14 protein-coding genes are annotated in these 16107 nt (G+C 71.8%); 6 read left to right on the forward strand and 8 right to left on the reverse strand.

Annotated features, from left to right (window positions below; translation table 11 throughout):
• Together ACFWM2_RS04025 and ACFWM2_RS04030 are read left to right on the forward strand one after the other, a co-directional pair.
• Positions 1-348 (forward strand): sodium:proton antiporter, encoded by a 348-nt coding sequence (locus tag ACFWM2_RS04025; RefSeq protein ID WP_383272719.1) that lies wholly within the window; start codon positions 1-3, stop codon positions 346-348.
• Positions 348-2108 (forward strand): complex I subunit 5 family protein, encoded by a 1761-nt coding sequence (locus ACFWM2_RS04030; protein WP_383272721.1) that lies wholly within the window; start codon positions 348-350, stop codon positions 2106-2108. Before ACFWM2_RS04025 ends, ACFWM2_RS04030 begins: the two co-directional genes overlap by 1 nt.
• Positions 2109-2244: 136 nt before the next feature.
• On the opposite strand, the gene ACFWM2_RS04035 is transcribed toward ACFWM2_RS04030, so the two are convergent.
• Positions 2245-2895 (reverse strand): DUF4230 domain-containing protein, encoded by a 651-nt coding sequence (locus tag ACFWM2_RS04035; protein WP_383272723.1) that lies wholly within the window; start codon positions 2893-2895, stop codon positions 2245-2247.
• A 141-nt stretch (positions 2896-3036) separates the two neighbouring features.
• Here ACFWM2_RS04035 and ACFWM2_RS04040 point away from each other — a divergent pair, with 141 nt between their 5' ends.
• The gene (locus tag ACFWM2_RS04040; RefSeq protein WP_383272725.1) at positions 3037-4230 is read left to right on the forward strand and encodes a cytochrome P450; all 1194 of its coding nucleotides are present in this window, start codon (positions 3037-3039) and stop codon (positions 4228-4230) included.
• Positions 4231-4521: 291 nt separating this feature from the next.
• Here ACFWM2_RS04040 and otr(A) read toward each other — a convergent pair whose 3' ends face one another.
• On the reverse strand, positions 4522-6405 hold the full coding sequence (gene otr(A), locus ACFWM2_RS04045) for a tetracycline resistance ribosomal protection protein Otr(A) (protein WP_383272727.1): 1884 nt from the start codon (positions 6403-6405) through the stop codon (positions 4522-4524).
• 243 nt (positions 6406-6648) lie between these two features.
• On the opposite strand from otr(A), the gene ACFWM2_RS04050 reads away from it, so the two are divergent.
• The gene (locus ACFWM2_RS04050; RefSeq protein ID WP_383272729.1) at positions 6649-7602 is read left to right on the forward strand and encodes a ribose-phosphate diphosphokinase; all 954 of its coding nucleotides are present in this window, start codon (positions 6649-6651) and stop codon (positions 7600-7602) included.
• 112 nt (positions 7603-7714) lie between these two features.
• A complete protein-coding gene (gene tuf / locus ACFWM2_RS04055) occupies positions 7715-8908 on the forward strand; it encodes an elongation factor Tu (RefSeq protein ID WP_383272731.1) in 1194 nt (397 codons plus the stop codon).
• A gap of 61 nt (positions 8909-8969) precedes the next feature.
• Here tuf and ACFWM2_RS04060 read toward each other — a convergent pair whose 3' ends face one another.
• Complete coding sequence (locus ACFWM2_RS04060) at positions 8970-9350, reverse strand: anti-sigma factor antagonist (protein WP_383272733.1); 381 nt, start codon at positions 9348-9350, stop codon at positions 8970-8972.
• Positions 9351-9751: 401 nt separating this feature from the next.
• Positions 9752-10684 (reverse strand): NADP-dependent oxidoreductase, encoded by a 933-nt coding sequence (locus ACFWM2_RS04065; protein WP_383274133.1) that lies wholly within the window; start codon positions 10682-10684, stop codon positions 9752-9754.
• A gap of 148 nt (positions 10685-10832) precedes the next feature.
• Between ACFWM2_RS04065 and ACFWM2_RS04070 the strand changes: the two genes are divergently transcribed.
• Entirely contained in the window at positions 10833-11789 is a 957-nt protein-coding gene (locus ACFWM2_RS04070; RefSeq protein WP_383272735.1) for a GlxA family transcriptional regulator, read from the forward strand.
• Between the two features lie 59 nt (positions 11790-11848).
• Here the strand turns inward: ACFWM2_RS04070 and ACFWM2_RS04075 are convergent, their stop codons facing one another.
• The 4 genes from ACFWM2_RS04075 to ACFWM2_RS04090 form a co-directional block, all read right to left on the reverse strand.
• Entirely contained in the window at positions 11849-12361 is a 513-nt protein-coding gene (locus ACFWM2_RS04075; RefSeq protein ID WP_383274136.1) for a TetR/AcrR family transcriptional regulator, read from the reverse strand.
• Positions 12362-12576: 215 nt separating this feature from the next.
• Entirely contained in the window at positions 12577-12939 is a 363-nt protein-coding gene (locus ACFWM2_RS04080) for a DUF1304 domain-containing protein (protein WP_383272737.1), read from the reverse strand.
• A gap of 323 nt (positions 12940-13262) precedes the next feature.
• Entirely contained in the window at positions 13263-14558 is a 1296-nt protein-coding gene (locus ACFWM2_RS04085; protein WP_383272739.1) for a PucR family transcriptional regulator, read from the reverse strand.
• A 102-nt stretch (positions 14559-14660) separates the two neighbouring features.
• Positions 14661-16094, reverse strand: coding sequence for an MFS transporter (locus tag ACFWM2_RS04090; protein ID WP_383272741.1), 1434 nt, complete (start codon positions 16092-16094; stop codon positions 14661-14663).
• Positions 16095-16107: the final 13 nt, after the last annotated feature.

Genomic DNA, 16107 nt, shown 5'->3' on the forward strand with positions numbered 1-16107 from the left:
ATGTCCGTACTGCCGTATCTCGTCGCCGCCTGGATCTTCCTCACCGGCTGCTACGGCCTCGCCACCAGCCGGAACCTGATCCATGCCGTGGGCTGCCTCGCGGTCTGCCAGTCCGCCACGTACGTCCTGCTGCTCGCCGTCGGCTACCGCGACAGCGCCACCGCGCCCGTCTTCTCCGACCTGAAACCCGGCTCCCGCCCGGTGGTGGACCCGGTCGTACAGGCACTGGCCCTCACCGACGTGGTCGTCGGCGCCACCGTCACCGCGCTGCTCCTCGCCCTCGTCATGCAGATCTCCAAGCGCCACGGCACCGTGGACCCCGACGAACTCTCCGAGCTGCGTGGCTGATGAACCATCTGCTGCCGCTGCTGGTCGCCGTTCCGCTGCTGGGGGCCGCCCTGCTGGCCGGCTGCGGGCGCCGGCTGCCCCGCTTCGCCGCCGAGACGATCGCCTGCGCCGTCTCGGCGGGGACGGCGGGACTCGCTCTCGTCCTGCTCCTCAACTCCTCGCCGCCCATGGTCGAGTGGGTCGGCGGATGGGTGCCCGAGGGCGGCGAGGACGTCGGGATCGTCCTCGTCGGAGACGGGCCGGGGCTCGGCATGGCCACGCTGGCCTCGCTGCTGACCATCGCGGCGCTCGCGTACTCCTGGCGGTACTTCGACACGCCCCCGCGCGGACACGCGGGCTCCTTCCCCGCGCTGATGCTGCTCTTCCAGGGTGGTATGTGCGGCTTCGCGATCGCGGGGGACCTGTTCAACGCGTTCGTGTTCTTCGAGCTGATGAGCGTCGTGGCGTACGCGCTCACCGGCTTCCGGGTCGAGGAGGCGAAGGCCGTGCAGGGCGCGCTGACCTTCGGGGTCATCAACTCCCTTGGCGCGTACGCCATCCTGATGGGCATCGCCCTGCTCTACGCCCGCACCGGCGAACTCACCATGACGCAGATCGGACGCAAGCTCGACGCGCACGGCGGGCCCGACGCCCTCACCCTCGCGGCCTTCGTGCTCGTGCTGACCGGGCTGCTGGTCAAGGCGGCGGCCGTGCCGTTCCACTTCTGGCTCCCCGACGCGCACGCCGTCGCGCCGACGCCCGTGTGCATGCTGCTGTCCGGGGTGATGGTCGAACTCGGCGCGTACGGCGTCTGGCGGGTGTACGGAGCCGTCTTCTCCGGGCCCGGCGGGATCCCGGCCCCGGACCTGGAGCGCACGCTGCTGGTGGTCGGTGTGCTGACCGCTCTGGTCGGCGCGGTCATGTGCTGGTACCAACGGCACGTGAAACGCCTGCTGGCGTACTCGACCGTCGCCCATGTGGGCCTGTTCGTCATCGGCATCGGCTCCCTCACTCCCGAGGCCGACGACGGGGTCGCCCTGTACATCCTCGGCCACGCCGGAGTGAAGGCCGCCCTGTTCGCCTGCGCGGGCATCCTGCTCGACCGGTACGGCAACGTCGACGAACACGAGTTGCACGGCCGCGCCCGGCGGCTGCGCGGTGTCGCCGTCCTCTTCGTGATCGGCGGGCTCGGCCTCGCGGGACTGCCGCCCTTCGGCACCGGGCTGGGCAAGGCGATCACCGAGGAGGCCGTGGGCGGTCCACTCACCGCCTTGTTCGTCGTCGTGTCGGCGGTGACGGCCGGAGCGGTGCTGCGGGTGGCGGCGCGGGTGTTCTTCGGCCTCGGACCGAAGCCGCGGGGCGGGTCGTCGCACGAGACCACCGGCACCGGTGAGGAACCCGAGACCCGGCACCGGCTGAACCGGATCCCGGACACGATGACCGCCGTGCCCGCGCTGCTCCTCGCGGCCTCGCTCGCCGTCGGGGTGGCGCCCGGTTTCGCCGCCGTGGTGAGCCACTCCGTGAACGAGGCGGGGTCCGGCGGGGCGATCACCTCACCCCACTGGACCCCGCCCGGTGTGCTCCTGGGCCTGACGTCCACCGCCCTGGCCGTCGGCCTCGCGGCGCTCGCCGTCAACCGTCCCCGGCTGCTCGGGCACCGGCCCTGGACGGAGCCGCTGCGCCGCCTGCAGTCCGGGCACATCGGGGACTACGTGGCCTGGCTGCTGGTCGGCGCGACGCTGCTGGGAGCGCTGGCCCTGCCGGGGATCCTGACCGGCTGACCGGCTGACCCGTGACCGGCGACCGGCTGGCCCGCTGACCCACGACCCGCGGCCGGCTGACCCGCGACCGGCTGAGTGGCTGACCGGCATCGAGCGCAGGCCGTGCGGGTGCTGAGGTCCGCACGGCCCGCGGGCCTCAGGCGCTGTAGGTGACCTTCACCTCCTTGAAGCCCAGCGAGTTCAGCAGGCCCTTGAGCATGCCGGTGGTGTTCTCCTCGGCGCGCGCGGTCAGTTTGCTCTCCTTCGCCGCGTCGCCGATGTGCCGGGCCGCCAGTCGCTGCACGGCCCGTTCGTCGTTGGGGTTGTCCGAGAAGATGTCCCCGAGGCGGTCGAGGAGGCCGCGCTGCTTGGAGACCGCGTACGAGTGGTCGGGATCGAGGGCGGGTTTGCCCAGCGCCGCGTGCGGCAGCCGGAGCGTGGCCGCCGTGCGGTCGCCGTTGACCGTCACGTCGTTCTTGGCGAGCCTGCCCAGGTCGACATAGGCGTCGACGGTGCCCGACCCCACGTACAGCGTGCGCGTGCCGCGCAGCGCGTCCGGCAGATACTTCGCGTCTTTCTCCAGGTCCACGACCACCTGGAAATTGCCAGAGGCCGCGTCGTAACGGCTCATGTCCTGGATCGACTTGAGGAGCGCGGGGCCAGACCGGTCGTGCGTCTCCGTGCCGAACACGTCGCGCAGTCCGGGGAGCAGACTCAGCCGCAGCCCGGCGAACAGCACCACGAGCACCAGTACGAAGGCGCTGACCACCTTGGCCCACCCGGGCATACGCTTGATGGACATTGTCATGTCGACGGTCCTCCTTCCTGAAGTCCGGGTGCCCCCCAAATCCCTTGACAGAACGCGCCGTTGGCCGATTGCCGCTCGTGACGTGCCCTGACCGTGCCTCTAGCGTGGAATCCGTCCGCCCCGGCCCGTCAGGAGTACCGGATGACCGAGCGCAGTACGTCCCGGCCCCGCTGCCCGATGCACCGGGTGAGCCCGCCCGAACCGGGACCGCCCCGGCCCGGCACCCTGGCCACCGGCACCCCGGTCTGGCTGATCAGCCGGTACGCGGACGTGCGTCAGGTGCTGATGGACCCCCGCTTCGACCGCAGTTCGCTGTACGCCGAGGACGCACCGCGTCTGCTCGCCGTACCCAATCTGCTGGACGACCCCAACGGGCTGCTGAACCAGGACGGGCCCGCGCACCAGCGGCTGCGTCGCACCGTCCAGCGTGCGTTCACCCCGCGCGCCATCCTGCGCTGGCGGCCGTGGGTGGCCGGAGTGGTGGACACCCTGCTCGACCGGTTCGCCGAACAGCCCCAACCCGCCGACATCGTCGAGGGGTTCACCCGGCCACTGCCCGTCTCGGTGATCAGCCGCCTCATGGGGCTCGACCACGTGGACGGCGAGCGGATACGTCACTGGGCCGACCACGGCCTGTCGGGTGGCGCCCACACGGCCGAGGAAGTCGGCCGGGCGATGCGTGAGTTCGGCGAGTTCGCCGCCCAACTCATCGCCGAACGGCGGGAGTCGCCCGCGGACGACCTGGTGAGTGAACTGGTGGCCGCGGGGGACGCGACCGAGGAGATCGACGACCGGCAACTGGTCTCGCTGGTCTGCGGTCTGGTCGTGGCCGGCCACGAGACCACCATGACGGCACTCGGCAACTCCGTCGTCTACCTGCTGACCGAGGGCCGCGACGCCTGGGCCGGCCTCGCCAAGGACGAGGCCGCGGCGGGGGTCGCGGCCGAACAGCTCCTGCGCACCATTCCGCTCAGCGAGGGCCTACTGCTGCCCGGGCTGATCCGGCGGGCCGTTGCGGACACCGACGTCGGCGGGGTGACGATACCGGCGGGCAGTGTCGTCGCCGTCGCCACCAACTCCGCCGCACGCGACCCCGACGTCTTCCCGCCCGGGCCGCCCGACCTCTTCGCCCCGCTGCCGGCGCCCGGCATCGTCTTCGGCGCCGGGCCGCACCACTGCCTGGGCGCGTGGCTGGCCCGCCTGGAACTCGAACTCGCCCTCCACCGCCTCGCCGCCCGCTTCCCGCACCTCCACGCCGAATTCACCCTCGACACGATTCGCTGGCGCGAGGGCCAGATCACGCGCAGCCCGATGCGGCTGCCGGTGGGGTGGTGAGGTCTACGGGGGTTGGCCTACTGGGGATGGCCTACGGGGGTTGGCCTACATGTGATGGCCTACAGCCGTTGGTTCGCAGTCATCGGCCTACAGTCGTTGGCCTACAGCCGTTGGCCTGCAGCCGTTGGCCCGCACTTGTTGGCCCGCAGCCGTTGGTCAACGGACGTAGGCCCGCAGCCGTTGGCTAACGGACGTTGGCCAACGGACGCAGGCCCACAGCCGTTGGCCAACGGACGCAGGCCAACACCCGTAGACAGGCCGGGTACCGCCCCCCACCCCCCACCGCACCGCCTACCGCCCAGGCAGCCGCCCAGGCCGCCGCAGCAACCGGTCACCCGATGGCCGGGACCACCACACCCCCTCCCCGTGGGTCAGTCCAGGGAGCCGCAGCTCGACGTCCCGTACGCAGCGGGCCGGGAGCTCGCCGGTGACCAGCCAGGACGTGCGGCCCCCCGCGGTCTCCCCGAACTCCGCGCCCCGTGAGGCGAGTTGGGCGGTGACCGGAGCCAGGGAGTCGAGAGGCAGCTCCGCCTCGAACGCGTGGTACGGCTCGTACACGCGCGTCCCCGCCCGTTCCAGGGCGCGCCGAAGGACGAGCGGTGTGAGGCCCCGGAAGTCGGCGGCCGTGCTGAGCGGCGCGGCGAAACCGGAGCGGGTCAGCGTCACCCGGTAGTCCGTCACCGGCCAGCCGTGCAGCCCGCTGAGCAGCGTCGCGTGGACGGTGTCCTCGATCGCCTGGTGGAACGCCCGTGGCAGAGCGCCGAGTTCGGTCTCGTACGTGAAGGCCGCACCGGAGCCGCGCGGCCCCGGCTCGACGCGCAGTCCGACGGTCGCCCAGAACCCGGTGTGGCCGTGTCGCTGGATCTCCTCCGACGCCTCACCGGTGCCGGCCGGACGTTCCAGGTGGCGGACGCGGCTGGGCTCGAAGTCGGCCTCGATGCCGTAGTCCTGGGCGAGCGTCGCGGCGAGGACCTCCTTCTGGACCTCGCCGTAGAGGAGCAGCGCGGTGCTGCCGGCGCTCGCGGGTGTGGCGTGCAGCAACGGGTCCTGGTCGGCCAGGGCGAGGAGCGCCGAGCGCAGCGATGCGGCCTGCGTGGGCGTCCTCGCCCGGACGAGCGTCTCCAGCGTCGGCGGGGCGAACTGCGGGGCGTGGCCGGCTCCCTCGCCCAGGCGGTCACCGACGCGCACGCCTCCCACGCCCCGGATCGCGGCGATGTTGCCGGCGGTGAGGGAAGCGGCCCCCGGCTGCCCGACGACGTCCAGCGTCAGGGCCCGCCCGGACACCTGAGTGGTCCGGCCGTCCGCCTCGCGCCGGACGAACGTGAGGCGCTGCCGCCACGCCACCTCGCCGGCGTACAGGCGCAGGTAGGCCGTCCGGGTGCCGCCCGGGCCGGGACGGACGGCGAACACCGTGCCGCGCGGTTCGCCGGGGGCGGGTCGCGGCGGGCGCGGGATCAGCCGGGTCACGCCCTCGACGAGTTCGGCGACGCCCTGCCCGCCGAGGGCCGACCCGAAGTACACCGGATGGACGGAGCCGTCGGCGGTGCGGGCGCTGAGGGCGGTCGACAGATCGTCCGCGGTCGGAGCGGGTCCGTCCACGAGTGCGGCCAGGACGCCGGGGTCCACCTCGGCGAGCGTGCCGGCCGCGAGGGCGTCCAGCGGCCGCGGTGTGACGCGGGCGTACGGGGTGCCGGAGTTCTCGGCGCAGGTGAGCGGGACGACGTACGGCGTGAGGCGCCGCCGGATCTCGGCGAGCAGTTCCTCGCCGCGCGCGCCCGCCCGGTCGATCTTGTTGACGAACACGAGCGTGGGCAGCCGCAGCCGCCGCAGCGTCTTCATCAGCACGCGCGTCTGGGCCTGGACGCCCTCCACGGCGGAGAGCAGCAGGACCGCGCCGTCCAGGACCTCCAGGGCGCGCTCGACCTCGGCGATGAAGTCGGAGTGCCCGGGGGTGTCGATCAGGTTGATCTGTACATCACCCGCGGTGAAGGCGGCGACGGCCGAGCGGACGGTGATGCCGCGCTGCCGCTCGATCGCGCCGTCGTCCGTCCGGGTGTCCCCGGCGTCGACGCTGCCGAGCCGGTCGATGGCGCCGCCGTCGAAGAGCAGCCGCTCGGTGAGGCTGGTCTTACCGGCGTCGACGTGGGCCAGAATTCCGATGTTCAGGGTGTGCATGGGTGGTCGAGTCCTCGAGAACGGTCGTCCGGTGGGGGCGAAGGGTTCCGAGGAATCGGCGCATTCCGGTGCTCCTGGAGGCAGGGGTCGTATCCCGGCCATGATGCGGTGACCAGGGCCCCGGACCGCAACCGGTTTTTCCGCCGGACCACGGCTGACCAGGGAGGCGGTGGGCGAGGGCCGTCGGCACGGCCAGTAGCATGAGCCGCGCAGTCCGGATCTGATCATGCGAGGAGCCAGATCGTGCGCGACATCGCCGTCTTCAGCGGTAGTGCCCATCCCGAGCTGGCGGCCGAGGTCTGCGCGCATCTGGGTGTGCCCCTCAGCCCCGCCCGGGTCAGCCGGTTCGCCAATGACTGCCTGGAGGTACAGCTCCAGGCGAACTGCCGGGAACGGGACGTCTTCCTCATCCAGCCGCTGGTCAAGCCGGTGCAGGAGAATCTCGTCGAGCTGTTGCTGATGTGCGACGCGGCCCGGGGCGCGTCCGCCGGGCGGATCACGGTGGTGATGCCCCACTACTCGTACGCCCGCTCGGACAAGAAGGACGCGCCGCGGATCTCGATCGGCGGCCGGCTGGTGGCCGACCTGATGGTGGCGGCCGGGGCGAGCCGGGTCCTGGCGATGACCTTGCACTCGCCCCAGGTGCACGGCTTCTTCTCGGTGCCCGTCGACCATCTGCACGCCCTGCGTGAGCTGGCCGCGCACTTCCACGGTTACGACCTGTCCCGTACGACGGTGGTGTCGCCGGATCTGGGCAACGCCAAGGAGGCGGCCGCGTTCGCGCGGATGATCGGGGCGCACGTGGCCGCCGGTGCCAAGCAGCGGTTCGCGGACGACCGGGTGAGCATCAGCTCCGTGATCGGCGACGTGACCGACCGGGACGTCATCGTGCTGGACGACGAGATCGCCAAGGGCAGCACGGTGCTCGAACTCCTGGAGCGGCTGCGGGAGTTGGGGCCGCGATCCATCCGAGTGGCCTGTACGCACGGCCTGTTCGCGGCGGGTGCGCTCAAGCGGCTGAGCGACCAGCCCGACGTACTGGAGATCGTGTGCACGAACACCGTGCCGATCCCGGTCGAGGAACGCACCGAGAAGCTGCGGATCCTCTCCATCGCCCCGGCCCTCGCCGAGGCCGTCCGGCGCATTCACAACGGTGAGTCGGTCAGTGCCCTGTTCGACGCGCCCGAGAGCGAATAGACAGGACGTAGCACCCGTGAACGGGAAGCAGCGAAGCGCGCTCGACGCCGGGGCCTGTCGCTGACGTCCGGTCAGGCACCGGCTCTCACCCAGGTGATGAGGAGGGCTTGCAGTGGCCAAGGCGAAGTTCGAGCGGACCAAGCCGCATGTGAACATCGGGACCATCGGTCATATCGACCACGGCAAGACGACGCTCACGGCGGCCATGACGAAGGTGCTGCACGAGCAGTTCCCCGACCTGAACCCGTACACGCCCTTCGATCAGATCGACAAGGCTCCCGAAGAGCGCCAGCGCGGTATCACCATCTCCATCGCGCACGTCGAGTACCAGACCGAGCGCCGGCACTACGCGCACGTGGACTGCCCGGGGCACGCGGACTACATCAAGAACATGATCACGGGCGCCGCCCAGATGGACGGGGCGATCCTGGTGGTCGCGGCCACCGACGGCCCGATGCCGCAGACCAAGGAACATGTGCTGCTGGCTCGCCAGGTCGGCGTCCCGTACATCGTCGTCGCCCTCAACAAGACGGACATGGTGGACGACGAGGAGATCCTGGAGCTCGTCGAGCTCGAAGTGCGCGAGCTGCTGACCGAGTACGAGTTCCCCGGTGACGACGTGCCGGTGGTCCGGGTCTCCGCGTTGAAGGCGCTCGAGGGCGACGCCGAGTGGGCCGCCTCGGTCCTGCAACTCCTGGCGGCCGTCGATGAGTTCGTGCCCGAGCCGGTGCGGGATGTGGACCGGCCCTTCCTGCTGCCGATCGAGGACGTCTTCACCATCACGGGCCGCGGCACGGTCGTCACCGGCCGTATCGAGCGCGGTGTCCTGAAGGTCAACCAGGAGGTCGAGATCATCGGCATCCATGAGCAGAAGACGAAGACGACGGTCACCGGCATCGAGATGTTCCGCAAGCTCCTCGACGAGGGCCGGGCGGGCGAGAACGTCGGGCTGCTGCTGCGCGGGGTCAGGCGCGAGGACGTCGAACGCGGGCAGGTCGTCATCAAGCCGGGATCGGTCACTCCGCACACCGAGTTCGAGGCGCGTGCGTACATCCTGTCGAAGGACGAGGGCGGCCGGCACACGCCGTTCTTCCACAACTACCGCCCGCAGTTCTACTTCCGTACGACCGATGTGACCGGTGTGGTGACCCTGCCCAAGGGCACCGAGATGGTGATGCCGGGCGACAACACGACGATGTATGTGCAGCTGATCCAGCCCATCGCCATGGAGGAGGGGCTGAAGTTCGCCATCCGGGAGGGTGGCAGGACGGTCGGTGCCGGGCAGGTCACCAAGATCCAGAAGTAGTACGGGTGCGACGCGGCAGCCGCTGCCCCCCCGGCCCGTGGGGTGGCAGTCGGCCGCGCGGCTAGGAGGCGTCGGACGCCGGCTCGGTCTGCCCGATCGCCTCGTCCAGCGACGCCGCCGGCGGGACGAGTTGCGCGAGTCCGGTCACCCGCAGGATGCGCAGGGTCAGCGGATGGGTGCAGACGAGCAGCAGCCGGCCGCCCCGCGTGGTGACGCGATGCCTGGCGCGGTACAGGAGGCGCAGCCCGGAGCAGTCGAAGAACTCGACGCGCCGCAGATCGATGACGATCTGCGGCGCCGGGCGGCCGGTCACGGCGTCCAGGTCCGGGATGATCTCGATCGCCGCGGCGATGTCGATCTCGCCCCGGAACTCCAGGACCGTATGGCCGCGGTACCGGCGTATACGGAGGTGAGGGGTGATCGGTGCGCGTTCGGGCTGCACGACGACATCGCCTCCAACCGGCTGCTGGCTCACTGCTGATCGCAGGGCCCGGAGTCACCGGGGGCCGGGGTGACGATATCTGCGAGCGTAGACACGACACCGGGGTACCCGTGGTTGCAAAACCGTTTCCTGCCCTGCAAGTTACCCTCGTTGGGATGAATTCCAGCATGTTCGATTGACATATGTCTTCGATTTGCTGAGTCAGGCCTGCATCGCTTCGTTTCCTGCGGTGGCGTCGGCAGGTCCGAGACCCTGGGGGCCGCGGTCTCGTCGTCTGAGGGAACGGCCCTTCGCCGTCGGCGTACGGGTCACGGCGGACACGCAGGAGTCCGGTCCCACTCCCGAGGGAAGCGAGACCGGACCCGCGGACCTGCGTTGTGCTGGTCGCCGCGCCGGGCGGGCTACGGCAGTGTCAGCACCAGCTTTCCGGCCGTCCGGCCGGTGTCGCCGAGCTCGTGCGCCTTGGCGGCCTCCGCCAGCGGGAAGGACCCGGCGATCGTGGCGCGCAGCTTGCCGGACTCGACCAGGTCCGCGATCGCGTTCATCCCGGCGTGGTCGGCCTCGACGAGCAGCTCGATCGCCCGTACGCCGAGCCGCTCGGCCTCGTCGATGAAGTCCCGGGCGCCGCGGGGCAGGATCGAGACGAGGAGACCGCCCGGGCGCAGCACGCGCAGCGAGCGGAAGCGGTAGTCGTCGCCGATCGTGTCGAGCACGACGTCGACGTCGCTGACGGCCTCGGCGAAGTCGGTCTCCCGGTAGTCGATCGGCTCGTCGACGCCGAGCTCGCGCAGGAAGTCGTGCTTGGCCGCGCTGGCCGTTCCGATCACATACGCGCCGCGGGCCTTGGCGATCTGCACCGCGAGGTGTCCCACCCCGCCGGCCGCCGCGTGGATCAGCACGCGCTGTCCGGGCTGCACATCGGCGGTGTCGACAAGGGCCTGCCACGCGGTGAGTGCCGCGAGCGGGATCGCGCCGGCCTGCTCGTGGTCGACGGACGCCGGCTTACGGGCGAAGGCGCGGGTCGGGCCCTTGACGTACTCGGCGTGCGAGCCGACGCCGTGCGGGTAGGGCAGCATCCCGAAGACCTCGTCGCCGGGCTGGAACAGGGTGACGCCGAGTCCGACCGCCTCGACGACACCGGAGACGTCCCAGCCGAGGACGAACGGCGGCTGCTTGAGGAACCCGCCGTTCGCGCGGTGCTTCCAGTCGGTCGGGTTCAGCCCCGCCGCCCGCACGCGGACCAGCACTTCGCTCGGCCCCGGTGCGGGGCGGTCGATCTCGACCTCGTGGAGCACCTCGGGCCCGCCGAGGACGTCCTGACGGATCGCGCGCATGCGGGGCGCAGCAGAGGGAGCGGCGGAGGCGGCGGGAGCGGGGTTCGCGGTCGTGTCGTTCGTGTTCGCAGTGGTCATGGAGACAAGCCTGCCGACGACGGCCCGGCCGGGAAATGGCATGAACGCCAATGTTCGATAGGATCGTGCCATGGAGTGTGTACGAGATGTGGAACGAGTCGTCGTCCTGGCACTCGACGGGATCTACCCCTTCGAGCTGGGCATCCCCAGCCGGATCTTCGGCGCGGCCGACGGCCGGTACGAGGTGCTGACCTGCAGTGCCGGCGGAAGGACGGTGCGCACCAACGCCGACTTCTCGGTGACCGTCGAGCACGGTCCGGAGGTGCTGCGCACGGCCGACATCGTGGTCATCCCGCCCATCGCCGAGGCCGGCGTCACCTCGGAACTCTCCGCCGAGCTCACGGCCGCACTCGCGCTCATCCGGCCGGGCGCCCGCACCGTGTCGATCTGCACGGGAGCCTTCATCCTGGCGGCGGCCGGGCTGCTCGACGGGCGCCGGGCCACGACGCACTGGCAGCTCGCCGAGCAGTTCCGGAGGATGTTCCCGCACGTGGCCCTCGATCCCGACGTGCTCTTCGTCGACGACGGCTCGATCCTCACCTCGGCCGGGGCCGCGTCCGGCGTCGACGTCTGTCTGCACCTCATCCGCAAGGACCACGGCAGCGAGCTGGCCAACAGGGTGGCCCGGCGCTGCGTGGTGCCGCCGTGGCGCGACGGCGGACAGGCGCAGTACATCGAGCAGCCGGTCCCCGGGCCCTCGGCCGCCGGCACCGCCGCGACCCGGCACTGGGCCCTTGAGCGCCTGGGGGAGCCTCTGGCGCTCGCCGATCTTGCCGGCCATGCCCGGATGAGCCTGCGCACCTTCGCCCGCCGCTTCAACGACGAGGTGGGCATGAGCCCGGGCCGCTGGCTCATCCAGCAGCGTGTCGCCCGCGCCCGCCATCTGCTGGAGGCCAGCGATCTGCCGGTGGACCAGATCGCCGGGGAGGTGGGGTTCGCGACGGGCGCCTCGCTGCGCCAGCATCTGCATGCCGCGATCGGCGTCTCACCGCAGGCCTACCGGCGTACGTTCCAGGCGGTGCGTTAGCCGTTCCGCCGGGGCCGCGGTGTGCCGGTGCCGGTGCCGGTGCCGGTGCCGGTGCAGCGTCATCGGCTCCCGTGCAGGGCGACGAGCAACTGCCATACCTGGTGGGCGACTTCCTCGGGGGTGCCCTCCAACAGGCCGTGCAGCCAGTCCGCGAGTACGCCCGCGAAGGTGGCGGCCACGGCGGACGCGACCAGCGGGGCGTCCGGGGCGCCGACGAGCTGCCGCTCGGCCAGGCTGCGGGCACGCAGGTCCTGATGCAGTACGCGCCCGAGCGGCCCGCCGCCGCCCGGTGTCAACAGGGCGCGGTACAGGGCGGCATGCGGGGCGAGCCCGGCGAAGAAGGCGAGCAGGGCGGGCGGCGCCGACACCGGGTCGGGCCGGCCGCGCCAGGCGTGCAGTGCGTCCACGGCTTCCCGTACGACATCGGCGCAGGCGTCGACCGCCAGCGCCTCCAGGTCGGCGTAGTGCACGTAGAACGTGGCCCGGCCGACCCCGGCCGCCCGCACGAGGGCGGCGACACCGATCTCGTCCAGCGGGCGCCGGGCGCATTCGTCGAGCAGCGCCTTCCGCAGCTTGGCGCGGGTGCGGGTGGCCCGGGGATCCTCCGGCGCCCGGAGGTCCCGGGGGGCCGTCGCTCGGGCGGCCCCGCGGTCCGCCGGCGCCCGGGTCTCCCGTAGGCCTTTCGGCGCCCGGGGGGCCTGGGGGATTTCCGTCGCCTGGGGAGCCTGCGGGATTTCCGGCGTACTGCCGGCCCCGCGGTCCTCCGGCGTCCGGCCGTCCCGCGGGCTCATCCGGCGACGAGGACGGCGGCCAGGGCGACCGTGCCCGGCAGGGCCTGGGCGAACAGGATGCGGCGGTTGGCGGTGACCGCCCCGTACACCCCCGCGACCACGACACACGCCAGGAAGAACACCTGCACGCGGAATCCGGTCGGGTCGGCGGCGATCAGGCCCCACACCAGGCCCGCCGCCAGGAACCCGTTGTACAGCCCCTGATTCGCGGCCAACGGCGCCGTGGCCCGCGCCATCTCGGCATCGAACCCGTGCAGACCCCGGCCCGGCGCGCGCTCCCACAGGAACATCTCCAGGACCAGGATGTACGCGTGCAACACGGCCACCAGGCCGACCAGAACGTTCGCGGCGATGGCCATCGGCGTCGGGCTCCCTCGTGAGGCTACTTCCTGGACAGGTGTCCACTATACATGGACAGCTGTCCAGGAACATCCCGCTCTTCGGGCCGCGCTTGGGCAGGTTGGTCCGCCGGCGGGACGAGATGGTGTCGCCTGGGGCCGGCGGCGCCGACAGCCGTGTCTCGAGGTGGGACCGGCGGATGTTCCGGTCCCAACTTCCGGCCGCGTGGCGGCTCCCCGCCTCAGCGGCGCGACCCAACTCCCGGCCGCGCGGCAGCTTCCCGCCCGCGGGGAATTCGGCCGCCCGGACTGCTCAACTACTCGAACTACTCGGGCTGCCCGAACTACTCGGGCTGCCCGGACGCCGCGCCCCCGCGCAAAGCCCGTGCCCGCAGCGCCAGTTGCATTTCGAACTGGACGGTCGGATCGAGGAGGCGGTCGCCGAACAGCACGTCCAGTTGGCGCATCCGATAGCGCACGGTCTGCGGATGCACGGCGAGTTGGGCGGCGACCTCGCTGGCGTTGTGCCCGCACTGCAGCCAGCACAGCAGCGTCTCGGCGAGCCGCTCCCGCTGCGGCGGGCGCATCTCCTCCAGCGGGCGCAGATGACGCTCGGCCATCGCGTCCACGAGTGCCTCGTCACGGAAGAGCAGCAGGGTGGCCAGGTGCTCCTGACACCGCACCAGCTCGGAGTCCGGCAGGACACCGCGCCGGACCAGATCCAGCGCCTGCGTCGCCCAGCGCAGCGACCGCGCGCCCTCCTGCGGCGTGACCGTCGGCCCCATGGCCGCGCGGAGCCCCCGCAGCGCCCCGGCGACCGCCCGGGCACGGCCCGGCCCTTCCGGGTCGGGGACGACCAGCACGGACGGCTGTACGTCGAACCGGGCGAGGAACCCGGGCGGCACGATCGACCACGCCACCGTCGGCTGCGGGCCCTGGTCGATCGCCACCACCGCCAGCGCCCGCGGTACCGGCCACCGCACGGTGTGCGCGAGATCGCTGATCGCCCCCGCCGACACGGGCGGATCGGCGGTGAGCAGATCGATCAGCCGGGCGCGGCGCTGCTGCAACTCGCCCGCCCTGTGCAGCCGCGCCTCCGTGTAGCCCGCGGTCGTGGCGGCCGCCATCTCGTCGAGGTACAGGAACATCGCCTCGCCGAACGCGGCCAGCACATGGCGGGGCAACAGGTCGGCATCGACGAGGGCGTTGACCCGGCGCCACGCCACCCGCGCGCCGAGACGCAGTGCCGACTGGAAGGAGTCGAGGCTGCGCCCCTCGTCCGCCTCCCCGCGTCCGATGCGCTGATACGTCGCCTGCACCGGCGCCCAGTCGGTGTCCGGCTCGGCCATCCGGTCGAGGAACCCCTCCAGCGCGCGCTCCACGCCCCGGCGTACGACCAGCATGTACGTGTCGTCCATGGGGCGCGCGTACTCCGGGATCTGGGTCCTGATCGCCCGTACGACCTCTTCGATGAGGTCCGCGAAGAACGGCCTGAAGCGGTCGTGCAGATCCGAAGGGAACGCTCTGAAGGGGCCGTTGGGCTCTTCGTGCGGGACGCGGCCCGGCGTGATGTCACCCGCGGCCGTGATCCGCGCGCCGCGGGACGCGGCCTCGCTCTCCAGCGTCCGGAATCCGTTCAACGCGGCGGCTCCCTCCTGCGTGGGGACAGGGGATCGGAGACGATACCCGCCGGTGATCTCCGGTGGCTCATCACCGGCGTACATATATGGAGGCGCGGATTGTCACTTCGTGACAACGCTCGTCTCGGGGCGGTGCTCGCGCGCCGTCGTCCGCCGGTGCCGGCCACGGGGGCGCAGCGCGACCAGGGTGACGAGTGCACCGGTCAGCACGCAGCAGGCAGCGAGCCGCAGTCCGAGGTCGTAGCCGTGCAGGAAGGCACTGCGCGGGTCGATTCCGGCGCGCAGCGCGGTGCGCTCCCGCCGGGTGAGCACCACACCGACCAGCACCACGCCGAACACGCCCGACACCTCACGTGCCGCGCTGACCAGTCCGGTTGCCATTCCCGTGTGGGCGGCGGGTACTTCGGCGAGTGAGCGCACCGTCAGGGGAGTGGTGAGCGCCGAGCCCGCCCCGATCAGCAGCAGGCCGGGCTGCAGGTCCCAGAAGTCCGCACGCAGGCCCGTGCCGGAGACGTACAGCAGGCCGACCGCCACGAGGCAGAGTCCCACGGAGATCGAGACATGCGCGCCCAGCGTCCGCGCCGCCCGCTCGGCGAGCGGCGTGCACACCAGCAGCGCCCCGGCCAGGGGCAGGAAGGCCAGGCCCGCCCTGGTCGGCGAGAAGCCGAGGACGCGCTGGAGGTACAGGGCCGTGAAGAAGAAGACGCCGTTGACGCCGATGCCCCACAGCATCTGGGCGAGCACGCCGCCGGTGAGGAACCGGTCGCGGAGCAGCCGGGGGACGACCAGGGGCCGTGCGGCGCGCGTCTCCCGGACGACGAACACGCAGGCGGCGAGGGCCGAAAGGCCCAGGCACAGCGGCACCGGACGGCTCCCGAAGCCGTGGTCGCCACCGCGGACCAGGGCGTAGGTGAGGAGATAGAGCGAGAGGACCGAGAGCAGGACGCCCGGCACATCGACACCGCCGCGGGCGGGGGCGGCCCGGGCGGGGACCGCGGGGATCAGCAGCAGGGCGCACGCCCCGAACGGCACGTTCAGCGCGAACACCCAGTTCCAGGACCACTGTTGGGTGACGAAGCCCCCCACCACGGGCCCGAGCGCCAGGGCCACGGCCAGGGCAGCCGTCCACAGGCCGACGGCGGTCGCGCGGCGGCCGGCGGGCAGGTCGGCGGCGACCACGGCCAGGGAGGCGGGGATGACCAGGGCGGCCCCGACGCCCTGCACGGTACGGGCCGAGATGAGGGTGCCGCCGCTGTCCGCGAGCGCCGCCGCGGCCGAGGCGACCGTGAAGACGACGATTCCGGCCGCCAGGACGTTCCGGCGTCCGAAGAGGTCGGTCAACCGTCCGCCGGGCAGCAGCAGTGCGCCGAAACTGAGTACATAGCTGCTGGCGACCCACTCCAAGTCGGCCACGGTCAGGCCGAGTTCACGCTGCACGGTCGGCAGGGCGACATTGATCACGGTGTTGTCGAGGGTCGTGATGAACCCGGTCAGGGTGACCAGCGCCAGCAGTGCGAGCAGCTGTGCACGTCCCACCGCCGCTCCCTCC

It is taken from the genome of Streptomyces sp. NPDC058371 (genome assembly GCF_042723265.1).
In the GTDB taxonomy this organism is placed as follows: domain Bacteria; phylum Actinomycetota; class Actinomycetes; order Streptomycetales; family Streptomycetaceae; genus Streptomyces.